17 protein-coding genes are annotated in these 17,832 nt (G+C 36.0%); 5 read left to right on the forward strand and 12 right to left on the reverse strand.

Features of this window, described 5'->3' with window-relative positions; translation table 11 throughout:
- Positions 1-254: 254 nt before the first annotated feature.
- Positions 255-959: a hypothetical protein gene (locus VB248_RS07530; protein ID WP_323296141.1), complete on the forward strand. Its 705-nt coding sequence runs from the start codon at positions 255-257 to the stop codon at positions 957-959.
- Positions 960-998: 39 nt separating this feature from the next.
- Positions 999-2,660, forward strand: coding sequence for a hypothetical protein (locus VB248_RS07535; RefSeq protein ID WP_323296142.1), 1,662 nt, complete (start codon positions 999-1,001; stop codon positions 2,658-2,660).
- An 83-nt stretch (positions 2,661-2,743) separates the two neighbouring features.
- Here VB248_RS07535 and VB248_RS07540 read toward each other — a convergent pair whose 3' ends face one another.
- The 7 genes from VB248_RS07540 to VB248_RS07570 all read right to left on the reverse strand — a co-directional run bounded on the left by VB248_RS07540 (position 2,744) and on the right by VB248_RS07570 (position 9,156).
- Positions 2,744-3,526 (reverse strand): L-fucose dehydrogenase, encoded by a 783-nt coding sequence (locus VB248_RS07540; protein ID WP_323296143.1) that lies wholly within the window; start codon positions 3,524-3,526, stop codon positions 2,744-2,746.
- A complete protein-coding gene (locus tag VB248_RS07545) occupies positions 3,526-4,353 on the reverse strand; it encodes an amidohydrolase family protein (RefSeq protein ID WP_323296144.1) in 828 nt (275 codons plus the stop codon). Before VB248_RS07545 ends, VB248_RS07540 begins: the two co-directional genes overlap by 1 nt.
- Before the next feature lie 174 nt (positions 4,354-4,527).
- On the reverse strand, positions 4,528-5,382 hold the full coding sequence (locus VB248_RS07550; protein ID WP_323296145.1) for a fumarylacetoacetate hydrolase family protein: 855 nt from the start codon (positions 5,380-5,382) through the stop codon (positions 4,528-4,530).
- A gap of 6 nt (positions 5,383-5,388) precedes the next feature.
- Positions 5,389-6,057: an SGNH/GDSL hydrolase family protein gene (locus VB248_RS07555; protein WP_323296146.1), complete on the reverse strand. Its 669-nt coding sequence runs from the start codon at positions 6,055-6,057 to the stop codon at positions 5,389-5,391.
- A 12-nt stretch (positions 6,058-6,069) separates the two neighbouring features.
- Positions 6,070-6,834, reverse strand: a complete 765-nt coding sequence (locus tag VB248_RS07560; RefSeq protein WP_323296147.1) for an SDR family NAD(P)-dependent oxidoreductase — start codon at positions 6,832-6,834, stop codon at positions 6,070-6,072.
- 196 nt (positions 6,835-7,030) lie between these two features.
- Entirely contained in the window at positions 7,031-8,692 is a 1,662-nt protein-coding gene (locus VB248_RS07565; protein ID WP_323296148.1) for an amidohydrolase, read from the reverse strand.
- 134 nt (positions 8,693-8,826) lie between these two features.
- On the reverse strand, positions 8,827-9,156 hold the full coding sequence (locus VB248_RS07570; RefSeq protein ID WP_323296149.1) for an L-rhamnose mutarotase: 330 nt from the start codon (positions 9,154-9,156) through the stop codon (positions 8,827-8,829).
- Between the two features lie 240 nt (positions 9,157-9,396).
- On the opposite strand from VB248_RS07570, the gene VB248_RS07575 reads away from it, so the two are divergent.
- The 3 genes from VB248_RS07575 (at position 9,397) to VB248_RS07585 (ending at position 13,005) form a co-directional block, all read left to right on the forward strand.
- Entirely contained in the window at positions 9,397-10,164 is a 768-nt protein-coding gene (locus VB248_RS07575; RefSeq protein WP_323296150.1) for a TerC family protein, read from the forward strand.
- A 17-nt stretch (positions 10,165-10,181) separates the two neighbouring features.
- Positions 10,182-10,433: a membrane protein insertion efficiency factor YidD gene (yidD, locus tag VB248_RS07580; RefSeq protein ID WP_323296151.1), complete on the forward strand. Its 252-nt coding sequence runs from the start codon at positions 10,182-10,184 to the stop codon at positions 10,431-10,433.
- Between the two features lie 61 nt (positions 10,434-10,494).
- Positions 10,495-13,005, forward strand: coding sequence for a M14 family metallopeptidase (locus VB248_RS07585; protein WP_323296152.1), 2,511 nt, complete (start codon positions 10,495-10,497; stop codon positions 13,003-13,005).
- A 111-nt stretch (positions 13,006-13,116) separates the two neighbouring features.
- Here VB248_RS07585 and VB248_RS07590 read toward each other — a convergent pair whose 3' ends face one another.
- From VB248_RS07590 to thrA, 5 genes are all read right to left on the reverse strand, one after another.
- Positions 13,117-13,716 (reverse strand): Uma2 family endonuclease, encoded by a 600-nt coding sequence (locus VB248_RS07590; RefSeq protein ID WP_323296153.1) that lies wholly within the window; start codon positions 13,714-13,716, stop codon positions 13,117-13,119.
- Between the two features lie 120 nt (positions 13,717-13,836).
- The gene (locus tag VB248_RS07595; protein ID WP_323296154.1) at positions 13,837-14,772 is read right to left on the reverse strand and encodes a homoserine kinase; all 936 of its coding nucleotides are present in this window, start codon (positions 14,770-14,772) and stop codon (positions 13,837-13,839) included.
- A 4-nt stretch (positions 14,773-14,776) separates the two neighbouring features.
- Positions 14,777-15,106: a type II toxin-antitoxin system RelE/ParE family toxin gene (locus VB248_RS07600; RefSeq protein ID WP_323296155.1), complete on the reverse strand. Its 330-nt coding sequence runs from the start codon at positions 15,104-15,106 to the stop codon at positions 14,777-14,779.
- Positions 15,096-15,332, reverse strand: a complete 237-nt coding sequence (locus tag VB248_RS07605) for a hypothetical protein (protein WP_323296156.1) — start codon at positions 15,330-15,332, stop codon at positions 15,096-15,098. Before VB248_RS07605 ends, VB248_RS07600 begins: the two co-directional genes overlap by 11 nt.
- Before the next feature lie 22 nt (positions 15,333-15,354).
- Complete coding sequence (gene thrA / locus VB248_RS07610) at positions 15,355-17,811, reverse strand: bifunctional aspartate kinase/homoserine dehydrogenase I (RefSeq protein WP_323296157.1); 2,457 nt, start codon at positions 17,809-17,811, stop codon at positions 15,355-15,357.
- Between the last annotated feature and the right edge of the window lie 21 nt (positions 17,812-17,832).

Consider the following 17,832-nt stretch of genomic DNA (forward strand, 5'->3'; position numbering starts at 1 on the left):
GAAGTAGCCAAAGTTTGGACAAAACCAATCCAGAACTGGGGAATTATTATCAACCAATTTTACCTTATTTTTGACCAAAGAATCAAAAACAATTGAAATTCAAAAAACAACTTACACAAAATATGGGATAGTGTCGATAATTAATATTTTTTCGCAAAACAATAATAGCAAAAATATTGCTTAAGCCAGATAAATGTCTACATTTACACATTGTGGTCAGGGCTAAAATCATTTTATAACAACTTCAAAGAATTATGAAAAAAAAAATACTAACAATTGTGTGCTTTTTTTTATACAATTTTGCACTTCTTGCACAAGAAGCAAAGCCTTTATTAGGGCATTCGATTAATCTACAATTAGGTAGTTTCGGCTATGGTATTGGCCTTGCTCAACAATTGAAACCTGAGGGTTTAAATGTAAGATTGAGCGTTGATTATTTAGACGTGAATTCGTTTATCACTCCACCTTTAAAGGTAAAAATATCTGGAGGCGATGACGTATTAATCAACCCAAAAGTAAACTCTCTTTTGATTGGAGCTAAGGTAGATTTCCATCCATTCAAAACCAAATCTTTTAAATTAGTTGGTGGTCTATCTTATGGTTCTGGTGATTTTTCTGTAGGTATTGAACCCTCTGTAAAAACTGGGAGATTCAAGCTAACCAAGGATGTAGAATTAGATGCTGAGGATTTTGGAATAGCTAAGTTAATAGTTGCTGGCGAGAATATCAGACCTTACCTTGGTTTAGGTTTTGGTCGTGCAGTACCCAAAGGAAGAATTGGCTTTAGTCTGGATTTAGGAGCATATTACTCAGGTTCTCCAAAACTTACTGTTGATAGAACAGGCTTAATTAAATCTATACTTACAAACCAAAATATTGCTGATATTGAAAAGAATGTTAGTGGATATTCTTTCCTCCCTAATCTTACTTTTAGCTTAACTTATAAAATCAGCAAGTAATACTATAACTAAGTATCAAATAATTTAACTCTGAAAGAAATGAAAAAATATATTTATATTCTTCTCGCAACTATATCAATCGCATTTTGGTATGCTTGTACTCCACCACTTGAAGGTGTAACCCTTAAATTACCTGAATCGGTAAAAACTTCAAACATAATTGTTCAATTCAAACCTGATAACGCTACAGCTGGTGACTTACCTGCCAATATTTCAATCAAAATTGCAGGAAAAGACTCTGCAAAAGTTGTAAACATTGTCGGCATTAAAGATTTTAAAGTCAAACAGAATGTTTTAGCATTAGCAGCAAGCCCAGACGTTACTCCATCTACAAACAACCCTATAAACTTTATAGTTGTAGCTCAGGCTGACGGGTATTTGAAAAGTACAACACCTGTCACTCTTACAAGTACAAAAGATTTGAACTTAGTCATTGAATTAATTAAAATTTCAGCTCCTTCTACTGGTATAAGCGTAGTTCAACAACCAGCTACTGTTTCAAGTGCAGGTACTACTTCTGCTGCCATTACAGTATCCACTCCTTCAACAAATACTGTTCCTTCGCAAGCAACTGTTGTAATTCCTGCTGGTGTATCCGTAAAAGATGGAGCAGGTTCTCCTGTTGGTGGAGCACTGAATATAGTTGTGACAAAGGCTGATGCAGCTAAAACCGATGTACAAATTCCTTTAAGCGAAATATCAAAAACTGTAAATGACAATAATCAGCCGATTCAAGATTTTAGTGTTACTCCGATTGTAGGAGTAGAAGTGGAAATAACGAATGATCAAAACCAAAAAGTAAAAAGTTTTTCAGGCGAAATTACGATTAAAACAGAAATTCCTGTTGGAGCAGTTGACCCTTCAACTAATCAACCTCTAAAGGTTGGCGATCAAATGGCTATTACTTCATTTGATGAAGATACTAAGGTTTTTAAATATGAAGGACCTGCAAATATTACAACAAATGCAGCAGGTAAATTAGAAGTATCTGGAACAGTCAATCACCTTACCCAATTTTTCTTTGCATCAATGAAAAGTCTAAAGGTAGAAGTCCCGAACAATGCAACACCTGAGCAAATTAAAGCAGTTATTGTTAAAGCTGCTCAAGATTTGAGTACTCCAGAGAATCCAGTTACAATAACTAAAGAGCAACTTGCAGTATTTAAAACATACAGTCTAAGCTTTGGCGGTAGTATCGGACAATATGCTGATGAAGTGTTTAATATTAGTTTTGAATTTACTGATAATACTAACACTGATTTTTCAACCTCTGACCGTACAAATTCCCTTACTACTGACAAAACACTTAAAAATATCGTTATCAGAAATGTATTAGGTGCTGTAATAACTACCGCAACAAATTTTACTGACACAAATATCACAGTAGATATTCCTGCCTCACCAAATTTTGTGAATTTCATTGCCAACTTATCATGTCCAGCTGGACAAACTACCAATGCTGACAATATTCAGGTTTATTCAAGTGCACCAGGTAAAGAGGCATATTTATATCTTGGAAAAGCAAGAAGAGACGGGGATGGAATTACTATTAAAGGAACAACAACCCTATTACAAAGAAAGGGGACTTATGATTTTAAATTTGTAGTAGGTAGTACAAACTTCTATTACAAAAACAAAACTGTTTCAAGTGGTGCTGATTTCACTATTACAAGTACAATGCCTGATGCTTTATGTTTCTAATATTGACGCTTGATTAGTTCATAAAAAAAGGTCGATAGTGAATATTCACTATCGACCTTTTTTTATGAAATTTGATTAATTTATTACAATAAAGCTCTATCCAAATGAGTATAACCACCATCTACATAAATAATTTGTCCTGTGGTATGGCTTGAGCGTTTTGATAATAAAAAAGTTACCATGTTGGCTATTTCTTCTGAAGTAGTCATTCGCTTACCTAATGGAATTTTATCCGTAATTTTCGCCAAGGTTTCCTCTGGATTTGGCAAAGTTTTTATCCATCGGTCATACAAAGGCGTGTAACATTCTGCTACAATTACTGAATTTACTCGAATCCCATAAGGTAAAAGCTCAACTGCCCATTCACGAGTTAAAGCGTTACGTCCACCATTAGAAGCCGCATAAGCTGAAGTACCACCTTGACCAGTCTCGGCTGTTTTAGAGCCAATGTTTACTATTGCCCCTTTTGAAGCTTTTAAGTAAGGTAATACGTGATGAGCCAACAAATAATAGTGAATCAAATTGCTATGTAATGAAGCTACAAAACGTTCATAAGAACCTTTTTCTAAACCAACTCCATCATTTACGCCAGCATTATTTACTAATCCATCAATTCTTCCGAATTGTGCCACCACTTCTTCAACAACTCTTTTGCACTCCTCTGGTTTTGAAAGTTCTGCTACGAAAGACCAAGCCAAACCTCCAGCGGCATTTATTTTTTCAATAGCTTTCAAATTGTCTGCTTCATTTCTGCCAACAATTGCTACATAAGCTCCTTCTATTGCCAAAACACCCGAAATGCCTTCGCCGATTCCTTTTGCACCTCCTGAAACGATGATTACTTTTTCTTTGAGTCCTAAGTTCATTAAATTTTATAAAATTTAGAGGCATTTCCGCCCATGATTTTTTTCTTCTCTAAAGTGGAAAAACCTGCAAAGTAATCGCTAACAATTCCTAATTGTTCTTCATAAGTTGCAGCCACCAAACAAACTGGCCAGTCTGAGCCATACATCAAGCGTTCAGTCCCAAATGCTTTCACCACAGTATCCAAATAGACTTTGAAATCCGTTGGCTTCCAAGTTTTCCATTCTGCTTCTGTCACCATACCCGAAATTTTACAAAATACATTCTGATGCAATGCCAATTTCTTAATATTTGTTTGCCATGTTACAAATTCGCCTGATTTAATATCAGGTTTTGCAATATGGTCTAAAACAAATTTTTGGTCTGGAAAAAGCTTTACTAACTGAATCGCTTGGTCTAATTGGTCGTGAAAAATAAGGATGTCGTAAGTGAAATCGAATAAACCTAAAGCAGAAATCCCTGCTTTAAATTTTGGACGAAGCATAAATTCAATATCCGTTTCACTCTGTACAATATGACGAAAGCCTTTTACAATTTTATCCTCAGCGTACTGCTCTAAAACATCGTCCACATCATCAGCTCTTAAATCTACCCAACCCACAACTCCTTTGATGAAATCGTGTTTTTTCGCTAAATCAATCAAAAAATCAGTTTCTGCTAAAGTTTGGTCAGCCTGAACAGCAATACAACCATTTATTCCATTTTTTTGCAAAATAGGAGCTAAATCTTCGGGAAGAAAATCACGTTGAATTACTTTCATTTCCTCTGAAATCCAAGCATGGCGGTTAGCATCGTACTGCCAAAAATGTTGATGTGCGTCTATAACCATAAGTATATTTTTATCGTTTAAAAGGAGATTAAGCTCCTAAGCTATTACTTGTTGATAATGAAAATGTTTTAAAAATACTCGAATTAAACTAAACAAGTATTGATTTATTGTACCAAATCAGACATTTAATCATTAAAATTGATTTTGAAGCTTAAAAACCTTTTTACAATAAAATTACGCTTTCCAATTTTTAGCAGTTTGCTTTTGTGTTCCCAAGCCTTCGATTCCTAACTCAACAACATCTCCTTCTTTTAAATAAATCGGAGGATTGAAGCCTAAACCAACGCCCGGAGGTGTTCCTGTTGAAATTACATCGCCCGGTAGCAACGTCATAAATTGGCTCAAATATGAAACTAAAGCTGGTACTTTAAAAATCAATTGGTCGGTATTACTATTTTGGAAAGTTTTTCCGTTTACCGTCAACCACATTTTTAAGTTATTTTCGTCTTCAATTTCCTCCACAGTAGCCAAGAAAGGACCAAGCGGAGCAAAAGTATCACAGCCTTTTCCTTTACTCCAGTTCCCTCCTCTTTCAATTTGGAACTCACGTTCAGAAACGTCATTGTGTAAACAGTAACCTGCTACATAGTTCATAGCATCAGCTTCTTCAACGTACTGTGCTTTTTTACCAATTACTAAAGCTAACTCTACTTCCCAGTCTGTTTTTACTGAATTTTTAGGAATAATAATATCGTCGTTTGGCCCAGAAAGTGCCGTAGTTGATTTAAAGAAAATAATTGGCTCTGCTGGAATCGCCGCTCCTGTTTCACGAGCATGGTCAGCGAAATTCAAACCGATACAAACAATTTTTGAAGGACGAGCCACGCATGAGGCAATACGTACTCCTGCTGGAATCTCTTGTAATTCAGCTTGTTTTTCAACTAACAAAAGGCTTAGTTTATCCAAACCATCATTTTCAAAAAATGCTTCGTTGTAATCTTGAATATAGGAAGAAACATCAAGCCATCTTTCTTCTAAAATCACACCTGGCTTTTCATTGCCAACTTCACCAAATCTAAATAATTTCATGTCTGTTTATTTTGTAATTAAAGGGAATAATTTTTGAGCTACAAACTGATTACCCAATTCATTCAAATGAACTCTATCTGTTGTAAGAATACCTTTGTCTTTGTTTTCTGGATTATTTTTCAAATTATACTCTAAAAACTCTTTTCTTAAATCGCAAAGCGGAAGATTGTTCTTTTGAGCCAATTCTCTGATAAGATTACTGTAATGATTCATGTCGCCATCTTGCTGATTACTGCTATCAGTTTTCTCGCCAATGGCTGCGGGCGTACATAAAATTAGTTTTGCTCCGTTCGCTTGAATTTTATTGATAAGAGCTTGATAAAATTTTACAAATTTATCGGCATCTGTACCCGTTCCATAGCTGGCTTTGTGCCAAACATCATTTACACCAATATAAATTACTACCAAGTCAGGTTTTTTATTCAAAACATCCTCTTCCATTCGCAAGTACAAATCATAAACTTTGTTACCTCCAATACCTGCCCCAATTAATTCATAATTTGCTTTCTCGCCTTTTTTCTCAATCATTTCTTGCAACTGCGTAATATAACCTTTGGGCTGAACGCCAGCTTGTGTGATAGAATCACCAAAGAAAATGATTTTTTTAGGCTTGTCTGCTTGAATAAAAGATGTCATCGTCCAAAACATGAAAGACATTAATAGTACTTTTTTCATTTGTTAAATTGTTTAGTTGTTCAATCGAATAAAACCTCCGTCAATCGGATAGTCACAGCCAGTAACAAAACCTGCTTCATCTGAACACAAGTACAAAGCCAAAGAAGCTATTTCTTCTGGTTTTGCCATTCTACCAATTGGTTGTGAAGCAGACAGTTTTGCAAACATTTCTTCAATGTTATTGGGGTAATTTTTTGCTAAAAAACCATCAACAAAAGGAGTATGCACTCGTGCAGGTGAAATACAATTACAACGGATATTTTCCTTTAAATAATCTTTGGCATAAGACAAAGTCATTGACAAAACTGCCCCTTTCGACATTGAATAAGCAAAGCGGTCTGAAATACCAACGGTTGCAGCAATTGAAGCCATGTTCAATACTACTCCACCTTTAGCGGCTTTCATGATGGGCGTTACGGCATACAAACAGTTATAAGTACCTTTAATATTTACGTTATAAATTCTATCAATGTCAGCTTCTGTGGTATTTTCGAGGTTACCGACATGGGCAATTCCTGCATTATTGATTAGAATATCTACTTTAGAAAATTGAGCGAATACTTCTTTTACAGACTGTTGATCGGCTACGTTACAAGCAAAAGCTTTTGCTTTACCGCCTTCTGCAATGATTTGATTTACTGTACTTTCAGCCGCCGCTTGGTTCAACTCTAAGATATTTACTTCTGCCCCTTGTTTAGCAAATAATAAAGAAATGGCTTGTCCAATCCCCGAACCTCCACCCGTGATTACTAAAGTTTTATTGATTAATGAAAACATAATTTTACATTTTTAAGGTAATAATACGAAATAGGTTTCCAATTCTTACCCTGATAAATAATTGTATTCTTGAAAAGTACTCAAATCCTATAAGTACTTTTTGATAGAATCATACCCAAAATTTTTATAAATATTCTTTGTTAAAATAAAAAAGACGACCTTGTGAGTCGTCTTTAATTTTTGCTTTGGTATTGTTTTACTTACCGCCGCTCTTGGCAGGAGGAGTATTTTCTGCTGGCGTTACTTTTCTTACTGTTGGATAAGTAATACCCAGTTGTTCCATATAAGTTTTGTATTTGGTAGGGTCAAAATACACTTTTTTCATTTCAGGTCTAAATTTCGCCATAATCTGCTGGTTGAGTTGAATGGCAGGTTTATCATTAGGCGAAATCAGCGGTTCGTATTTTATTTCCTTGGTTTGTTCGTTTTTATAATAATCCCAAGCTTTAGCAATCAAATCAGGTTTTACCAACATATCAAGCAAAGTAAGGGCTTCAACTTTTGCCCCAGCCGTAACGCCTTTATGAGCAATTGGCGTTGCCATGCTTATCGCATTTGCCCAATGGTGACCTGGTAAACCTGGAATGTTGGAAGGATAACGTAAAACGACCGTTGGCAAATTCCAAGAAATATCCGCTATATCATCCGAACCTCCGCCCATACTTACCAATACTGGTTCAATGGTCGAATCTATTTTCATTGCTAATCCATTTTTTTCTGGTGATTTTAATTCCAATTGAGTGGCTTTGGCTAATTGCTGGTCTTCTTCACTCCATTTCGGCAAACCTACTCTTTTGATATGTTCAAATACATTTTCAGCAATAGGTTTATTAAAATGACCGGGCCAAGCACTTCCGAGTACTTCGTAGGACATCGTAGTTCCCGTCATCATGGTTGCACCTTTGGCAATGGCTAAACCAGATTCATACAATTCTTTAATTTTTGGATAAGTACGTTCACGGAAATAATACCAAACCGAGGCTTTTGAAGGAACAACGTTAGGTTGGTCACCTCCGTCCACAATTACATAATGCGAGCGTTGTGAAGGATACAAATGTTCTCTTTTGAAATTCCAACCAATATTCATTAGCTCAACGGCATCCAAAGCACTTTTTCCTCTCCAAGGAGCGGCGGCAGCATGAGCAGCTTCGCCTTCAAAAGTAAATTTTACTGACACTAAACCATTTCCGCCATTATCGCCCCAGTTTACACCCAAATTGTTGCCCACGTGTGTAAAAATACAAGCATCAATATTTTTAAAATGTCCATCACGAACAAAAATTGCCTTTGTTCCTACCAACTCTTCGGCTACTCCGGGCCAGAGTACTAAAGTCCCTGCAATTTTCTCACGCTCCATAATTTTCTTCATCACCAGAGCCGCTGTAATATTCACCGCCTGACCAGAATTATGTCCTTCGCCATGTCCGGGAGCTCCTTCTACGATTGGGTCGTGATAGGCAACACCCGGTTTCTGTGAAGCCTTCGGAATACAGTCAATATCCGAACCCAAAGCAATGACTGGCTTTCCACTTCCCCATTTAGCAATCCAAGCAGTTGGAATGCCCGAAATTCCTCTTTCAATGGTAAATCCTTCTTTTTCAAGAATACTTGTGATATAATTTGATGTTTCGTACTCTTGAAAACCCAATTCGCCAAAACTAAAAATCATATCCACCATTTGCTGTGAAAATGCCTGCTTTTTGTCGATTTCCTCTAAAATTTCTTTCCGAATTTTCTCAATTTTCTTGGCATCAATTAAAGTATTCTCTGTTACTTTTTTTGTTTGAGCAAAAAGCGTCTCATTACAAAACAAGAGTACAAGCACCAAACTCAAGAATGAGTAAACATTTTTTTTCATGTTGGTTAGTTTGTTTAAGATTTGATGAAATATGTAAATTCAATAATAAATGAAAATAACAATCATTTTTCAAAAAGCATAAAAAAGGCTTCAAAATATCCATCTTGAAGCCATCAAATCAGTATTTTAGAGTACTAATACTCAAATATTTTTTCCATCAACATCCATTTTTCACCTTCTTTTGCCATTGGTAAAGCTTGCTGGTATTTCCACATCAATTCTTCCCACTCCTGTACTTTAGGATTTGCGGCATCCATTGCTCCTTTTTTCTCGAAACTAAAGTCATCTTTTGCTTCAATAATCATCATCATTCTTGTTCCTAAACGATAAATTTGCATGGATTCAATCCCAGAATCTTTAATACTTTTCAGAATTTCTGGCCAAACGTTTTGATGATATGCTTCGTATTCGGCGATGAGTGTTGCATCATCTTTTAAGTCGAGTGTTAAACAATATTTTTTCATGTTATTTTTTTACTACTGAAAATCTAATTTCTTGTGTTTTTCAAATACATTTTAGTACTTATCTTAAAAGTCATTTGTTTGTACTTATACTCATGGTTGTAAATTGAGTTTTTTATATAAAAATTCATCCAACCGCCTACTAATCTATTAAATCCATTCATCCAATATTCTTATCAACAACTATTTTTTAGCCCTTAAACTTTGTAACTTTGGTTATATTTTGAATATAAAACAATATTTATGGATTTTTTGCATCAGATTTTTGGGAATGATTTAGGAGCAGCGGCTTTAATTATTGGGAATTTAGTTTTAATTGAGAGTCTTCTTTCAGTAGATAATGCTGCCGTTTTGGCAACAATGGTAATGGATTTATCGCCTGAAAACAGAAAAAAGGCTTTGAAGTATGGTATCATTGGTGCTTACTTTTTTCGAGGAATCTGTTTAATTTTTGCTTCTTATTTAGTGCAAGTTTGGTGGCTTAAACCTATTGGTGGACTTTATCTTCTGTTTTTAACTTACGATTATTTCAAAAAAGAAGCTACTCCACAGGAAAATGACGATTTATTAGACAAAAAATCAAATTGGTTTTATCGTGTAACACTTGGTGCTTTAGGGCCATTTTGGGCAACGGTTTTTTTGGTTGAAGTTATGGACTTAGCTTTTTCAATTGACAATGTTTTTGCCGCAGTAGCTTTTACCGACAATTTAGTGTTAATCTGCATTGGTGTATTTATCGGAATTTTGGCGATGCGATTTGTAGCTCAGGCATTTGTAAAATTGATGGAAAAGTACAGCTTTTTGGAAACAGCCGCCTTTTTGGTTATTGGTGTTTTAGGCTTGAAACTTACCCTTTCTTTAGTATCGCATTTTGCCCCAGAAAATAGCATTGCCTTATTTTTAGAAAGCGAAGAAGCCGATATGTACATTTCGATTTTAACAGTTGGGATTTTCGGACTCCCCATTATTAGTTCCTACTTGTTCAACTTTCCACATCACAAAAAAGACTAATATTTTGGTCTATTTCCATGAACAAAGTAATTAGTTCAATTCTGATTTTTCTTGTTCGTACATACCAAGCGATACTTTCGCCTTACTTTCCAAATGCCTGTCGCTACACGCCTACTTGTAGCCAATACATGATAGAAGCGATACAAATTTGGGGATTTTGGAAAGGTTTTCGCTTGGGAATCAAACGCATTTCTACTTGTCATCCGTGGGGAGGAAGTGGTCATGACCCCGTTCCACAAAAAAGCTGTTGCGAAAAAACAAAAAATTGATTTTTTGGGAAAGTATTTATTTCTATTTTTGGCTTGAATCATTTCAACAAACCAATCACTCATGCCAAAGAATTTTCTACTTTTCGCTTTTTTATTGCTAAGTATCTGTGCATCAGCACAAAGTACGCTAAAATCTCCTGAAGACTTCCTTAATTTCAAAAAAGGTGAACGTTTTCTCCGTCATCATCAAGTAGTAAGCTATTATGAATATGTAGCTCAACAAAATCCAAATCAAGTAAAATTAATTCAATACGGTTCGACCAACGAAGGACGACCTTTGATGATTGCGATTGTGGCTTCTCCAGAAAATTTCCCTCAATTAGAAGAAATCAGAACAAACAATTTAAAATCAATCGGTTTGATGGACGGAAAACCGACCAAAAAACAGCCTGCAATCGCTTGGTTGAGTTATAATGTTCACGGAAACGAATCTTGCGGTACAAGTACTTCCCCTTTTACTTTGTACGAATTATTGAATCCAAATAACGAACGTTCAAAAGCTATTTTAGCCAACACGGTTGTTATTTTAGACCCAAGTATCAATCCTGACGGCTATGACCGTTATGTAAACTGGTATAATCAGAAAGTTGGGGCAGTTTTTAATCCAAATCCTGCGGCAATTGAACATAACGAACCTTGGCCGGGCGGACGATTCAATCATTATTTATTTGATTTGAACAGAGACTGGGCTTGGCAAACACAAAAAGAAACCCAAGAAAGATTGGCAGTGTATCGCCAATGGATGCCACATCTTCACGCAGATTTCCACGAACAAGGTGTAGAAAACCCTTATTACTTCGCTCCTTCTGCTAAACCTTATCATGAAGATATTACAGGCTGGCAACGTGAATTCCAGAAAATTCTGGGTGATTACAACAAACGTGATTTTGATAAAAACGGTTGGTTGTACTTCTCAAAAGAACGTTTTGATTTATTGTATCCTTCTTATGGCGATACTTATCCAACTTACAACGGTGCTTTCGGTATGACCTATGAGCAAGGTGGTTCGGGTAGAGCAGGTTTAGGCGTTATTAAAAGAGATGGTGATACACTTACTTTAAAACAAAGAATTGACCACCATTTAAGTACTTCTTTTGCTTGTATGGAAGCCATATCAGCAAATGCTGATAAAACTGTGACGGAATTTATCAAATTTTATGACAATGCACAGAAAAATCCAGTTGGACAGTACAAATCGTTCATTTTCAAAACTAAAGGAAATGAAAGTAGAACTCGTGAATTTTTGAATTATTTAGACAAAGAGAATTTCCAATATGGCGTTGCTGGAAGGTCTTATTTGGCTTCTGGATATAGCTATCAAGACGATAAAACGGCAAGTTTCACCATTGAACCCGACGACATCATTATCAATCTTTATCAACCACGCTCAACCTTGCTAAAGATTTTGATTGAACCTAAAACGATGGTTGAAGATTCAGTTACTTATGATATTACCTCGTGGTCATTGCCTTATGCTTATGGCTTAAATGCTTATGCGGTAAAAGATAAAGTAGTACCAGCTTCAAAGCCGCAATTTGTGCCACAAGCTTCTAAAATCGACAAACCTTATGCTTATTTAGTAAAATGGCAGGCTTTCAGTGAATTGAAATTATTGGCTTCTTTATTGAAAAAAGGTATTAAAGTACGTTCGGCAGCCAAACCTTTTGAAATAGAAAACCTTGCTTTCAACGAAGGAACACTCGTAATTACTCGTACAGGAAATGAACGCTTAGGTGATGCTTTCGACAAAATTGTAAAAGCGGAAGCAGAAAGACTACAAGTAAATTTATACAGCGTTGCAACAGGGATGGCAAGTAAAGGCTCAGATTTTGGCTCAGACAACGTTTCATATTTGAAAGCTCCAAAAGTTGCCATACTTGCAGGTGATGGCGTTTCGCCAACGGCGTTTGGTGCTACTTGGCATTTCTTCGATAAACAAATTGAATATCCTGTAACGATTATCGGCGAAAATACTTTAGGCAACCTCGATTTAGCAAAATTTGATGTTTTGATTTTGACAGACGGAAGCTATGGAAAATCTTTAGATGAACGTAATCTTAGTAAAGTAAGAGAGTGGATTCGTGCAGGCGGAAAATTAATTGCCGTACAAGGAGCATTAAATAATTTGGCTGGTAAAGACGGTTTTGAATTAAAGCACAAAGACGAAGACAAGAAAAAAGAAACTGATGCCAGTAAATTGAAAATTTTTGCCAATGCAGAAAGAGAAAGTGTTTCGGAAGAAACACCGGGCAGTATTTATAAACTTACGATGGATAATACACATCCCTTAGCCTTCGGTTATGATAAGACTTACTTTAGTTTGGTATTAGAATCGTCAGATTTTCAATATTTGAGCGACGGATGGAATGTGGGTGTAACCAAAAATAAAGATTTAGTAGCAGGTTATGCAGGAGCAAAAGCTCAAGAAAAACTAAAAAATTCTTTAATTTTCGGAACACAAGATTTGGGACGTGGACAAGTAGTTTATTTAGCCAACGACCCAGTTTTCAGAGGTTTTTGGCAAAATGGCAAATTACTTTTCGGTAACGCAGTATTTGTAGTGGGAAATTAATTTTCTAAAATTTATATCAAAAAGGCTGTCACATGTATTGCGACAGCCTTTTTGATTTTTAGTACTTGAAAAAATATAAAACCTGCTTTTGCAGGTTTTATAAAAGCTAAATCATTGAGTTACCTCATCATCTTTTCCCTTGAATTGAATTCCTTCATAAATATCAGTCAAAGTAATAGAGGTATCAAATAAAGGAAATTCGATTTTATCATTGAGTTCGTCTATAAAATTGAATTCAAAGGTTGAAGTAGCCTCTTTGCGACGATAAAATTCAACCAAAGGTATATCTTGATGCACCATCAAATAATATTGTAGCGATGGCAGCGTCGTGTACTGTCTGAATTTCTTATTTCTATCAACCTCTTCTGTACTTTCAGAAAGTACTTCAACTATCAATACAGGTTCGGTGACATGACGAATATCTTTAAGCGTATCAGAAGCTGAAACTACAACATCTGGATAACGATAAATTCTTCTTTCATGCACAATAGTACGAACATCATGTCCAAACATTCTATATCCTTTTTTCCTAAGGATTTTTTGAAGTGTTGTAACGAAATTTTGTGCAATTTCATTGGCATCTAAAGTTTCTCCGGGCATAGGAATTAATATCCCGTCTTCAAATTCATGACGGATTTCTGAGTGATTTTCGATTTCGAAATACTCCTCAACGCTATATATTCGTGCTGAAACTTCAACTAAATCGCTCATGGTAGATTTAAAATAAAATGAATTGAAAACAAAAAAGTTTATGAATATAAAGCTTAGAAAAGATTCTCTAAACTTCATATTCATAAACTAAATTAATGGATTATACTGAAAATAGCAAGTCTAACCTAATACAACAGGGCCAGCTTGATTTATTCCAGAAACATAACATTCTGAACCGATACCAACTTTGGCAAAACCATCTTGCATGGCTTTACCCACTCTATTGGCTGTAAATAAATCTTTCGACAGTGCAAACATCGAAGGCCCAGAACCAGAGATTGAACAGCCTAAAGCACCGTTTTCTAATGCTGCATTTTTCACATCATCAAACTGTGGAATCAAAATCGAGCGAATTGGTTCGATGATAACATCGACCAAACTTCTTGAAATCAAATCATAGTCGGGCAACATAAAACCAGCTACTAAACCCGCTACATTTCCCATTTGAGTAATGGTATTTTTTAAAGAAATTTCTCTTTTCAAAATATTACGAGCGTCTTTGGTATTTACTTCAATGTGCGGATGAACGATAGTCGCATAAAGTTCTTTCGGAGTACGCAATTGAATAATATCCAATGGGTCATAAGAACGAATTACCACAAAACCGCCCATCAAACTTGGCCCAACATTATCCGCATGAGCCGAACCACAAGCGATAAACTCGCCTTCCATAGCAAAGGGTAATAAATCTTTTTGAGCCAAAGGTTTTCCCAATAATTCATTCGCCGCAAAAACTCCTGCCACCGCCGAAGCCGCCGATGAACCCAAACCAGAGCCAAGAGGCATTAGCTTTTTAAGCTCCATCTCAAAACCTTGACCAGTTTCGCCAATAGCTTCCAAAAACTTGATGATGGCAATACCAGCCGTATTCTTCTCAGCTGCCAAAGGCAAACGACCTTCGTCACCCTCAATTTTTAAAATTTTGACACCTTTTGTATCAGATTTTCTTAATATGATTTCATCGCCAGGGTTATCAACCGCAAAACCGAAAATATCAAAACCACAAGCCACATTAGCTACCGTAGCTGGTGCAAATACTTTTATTGAATTTGTCATATAATCAAAGACCAGCTTGCTTTAAAAGCTCATCTAATTCATTATCATTAATATTCTCTTGTTCACTTTTATCATAAATAGTCAAGAGATAAATAGTTTCATTTACAATTTTCACACAAGTAATTACTCTTGCACCACCTGATTTACCTTTTCCTTTAGAAGCAATTGACATTCTAATTTTGTAGCAATCCTTTCCAATCGAAGTACCCACTAAAGGATTCTCCAGAAGTTGTTCTTTCAAATTCATTAAGTCTGATTTGAAAGAAACATATTTCTTAGAAAGCTTTTTGGCTTTTCTAAAGAAATTTGAAGTGGGAATAATGTTAAAGCTCATTCATCATCTCATCAAAAGTCTGCAACTCAATCTTTCCTTGTTGATGCAAATCTACTTGAGTCAATGCCTCTTTTAAGTCTTCAACAAACTCTTTTTGCTGAGTACTAAGTTTCTTTTTACTCTTCTTAATACTGTTGTCTTCCTTTACTTGAAAGTGCAAAGTCTTCGCTAATTCTTGAATCAACGAAATGTGTTTGGGCTGAACATTTTCTAAAATAAGGTTCATAATCGTAAGGTTTTAACTGTAACTAAGCTAAATAACTCCCAATAGCCACAATATCAGCAAATACACCTGAAGCGGTTACTTCTGCTCCAGCACCGGGGCCTTTGATGACCAAAGGACGGTCGTGGTAGCGTTTTGTGGTGAATGAAATCACGTTGTCGGCACCGTCCATCATGTAGAAGGGATGCGTTTTCCCGATACTTCTTACACCTATCGTAATTTTATTATTTTCTAAAGTGGCAATAAATCTCAATACTTCGCCTTTGGCTTCGGCTTCGTTCACCATCGCTTCAAAATAACTATTAGATACTTCTAATTCTTTGAAGAAATCTTCTACGGTTGGTGCTTTTTCGCAATTTTCTGGCAATAATTTGAAGATTTCTACATCTTCTGGTTCGAGACGTAAACCAATTTCACGACCTAAAATCAAAATCTTTCTGGCAACATCCATTCCACTTAAATCTTCACGTGGGTCTGGTTCGGTGTAACCTTTTACTTTGGCTTCACGAACGATGTCGGCAAATTTTACGCCTGCTTTAAAATTATTGAAAATATATGATAAAGTTCCTGAAAGTACGCCTTCAATTTTCTCAAATCTATCGCCTGAGGCAATCAAACCTTGTAAAGTATTGATAACTGGCAAACCTGCACCTACATTGGTTTCATACAAAAACTTTACGCCTTTTTTCAAAGCTGTGCGATGAAGTAAAGCGTAGTCTTCATAACGACCAGAATTGGCTACTTTGTTTGGTGTTACTACCGAAATATTCGCTTCAAAAAGCCCTAAGTAATAATTGTGAATTTCTTTATTCGCTGTACAATCTGCAAAAACAGAATTAGGTAAGTTCAAGCGTTTTGCTTCTTCAACAAATGCCCAAATTTCTGCTGTTTTACCCTTTGAATCACGCTCTTCTTCCCAATTTTCCATCGAAATGCCTTTAGCATCTATCAGCATTTTCTTAGAGTTCATCACTCCTACCAAGTTCACTTTCAGAGCTTTGTATTTTGAAAGATAATTTTCCTGTCCTTTTAGTTGTTCCAACAATGCTTTTCCTATCAAGCCTGTTCCTACCAAGAATAAATTCAAAGTTTTGGCTTGCGAGAAGAAGAAAGAATCATGAATAACATTAAGGGCTTTTGAAATATCTTTCTTTTCAATTACCACAGAAATATTCAACTCAGATGAACCTTGTGCTGTGGCAACGATATTGATACCGTTTTTCCCTAAAACTGAGAATAATTTACCACTTACGCCTGTATGACGACGCATTCCTTCACCCACAACGGCAATTACTGAAAGATTCTCTTGAATTTCAATGCCTTCTACATCTCCTTCTGCAATTTCTGCTTTGAATTCTTCTTCTAATAATGCTTTTACTGAAGCTGAAGCCGATGGCTCAATCGCAAAACAAATAGAGTGTTCGGATGAGGCTTGAGAAATCAAAATCACCGAAATTTTATGTTTTGCTAAAACAGTAAATAGCTTCGCTGAAACACCTGCTACACCAATCATCCCAGAACCTTGTAAATTGACCAAAGCTAAATTATCAATTGAGCTGATGCCTGTAATGATGTATTCTGATGGTTCGGCTGTACGATTTACAACTGTTCCGATAAAATCGGTATTAAAAGTATTGAGTACTCTAATCGGTATATTTTTAGCAAATGCTGGCTGCAACGACGGCGGATAAATTACTTTCGCCCCGAAGTGTGTCAATTCCATTGCCTCTGCATAAGTAATCGTTGGAATGGTAAAGGCGTTTTTTACTTTGCGTGGGTCGGCAGTCATCATACCATCTACATCTGTCCAGATTTCAATTTCTTCAGCATTCAGTGCTGCTCCGAAAATCGAACCTGTATAATCAGAACCTCCACGCCCTAAAGTTGTCGTTTCTCCTTTTTCAGTTGAACCAATAAAACCGGTAATCAATTGAAGTGATTTTGTTTTGGCAAAATATGTCTGAATCTGGCGATTGGTTACTTCAAAATTTACGGCTGCCATGCCAAAGTGAGCATCAGTTCTAACTACTTTTCTGGCATCTAAAAACTGACAATCTACGCCTTGTGCATGAAGTATTTCATAAATCAATGTCGTTGAAAGTCTTTCCCCGAAACTCACAATTAAGTCGGATGTTCGAGCTGAGATTTCACGAATCAAAGAAACACCTTTCAGTAAATCTTCTAATTCATTAATAATGGTACGAATGTTGGCAAATACTTTCGACTGGGCTTTTACGTCAATTAATGCACGTACAACTGTGAAATGACGGTCTTCAATACCTTTTACAATGTCGAAGTAAGATGTATCACCCGTAGAAGCTAAATCTCCTGCTTTCAACAATTGGTTGGTTACGCCACCCATTGCCGAAAACACGGCTGCAATTTTTTCACCTTTAGCTTGTTTGCCTTTGATAATCCCTAATACTGCTTGGATACTTTCAGTAGTACCGCAAGAAGTTCCTCCAAATTTTAATACTTTCATAATGTTTGATTGAACGAGCGA

The organism is Arcicella rigui (assembly GCF_034929435.1).
GTDB lineage: Bacteria > Bacteroidota > Bacteroidia > Cytophagales > Spirosomataceae > Arcicella > Arcicella rigui.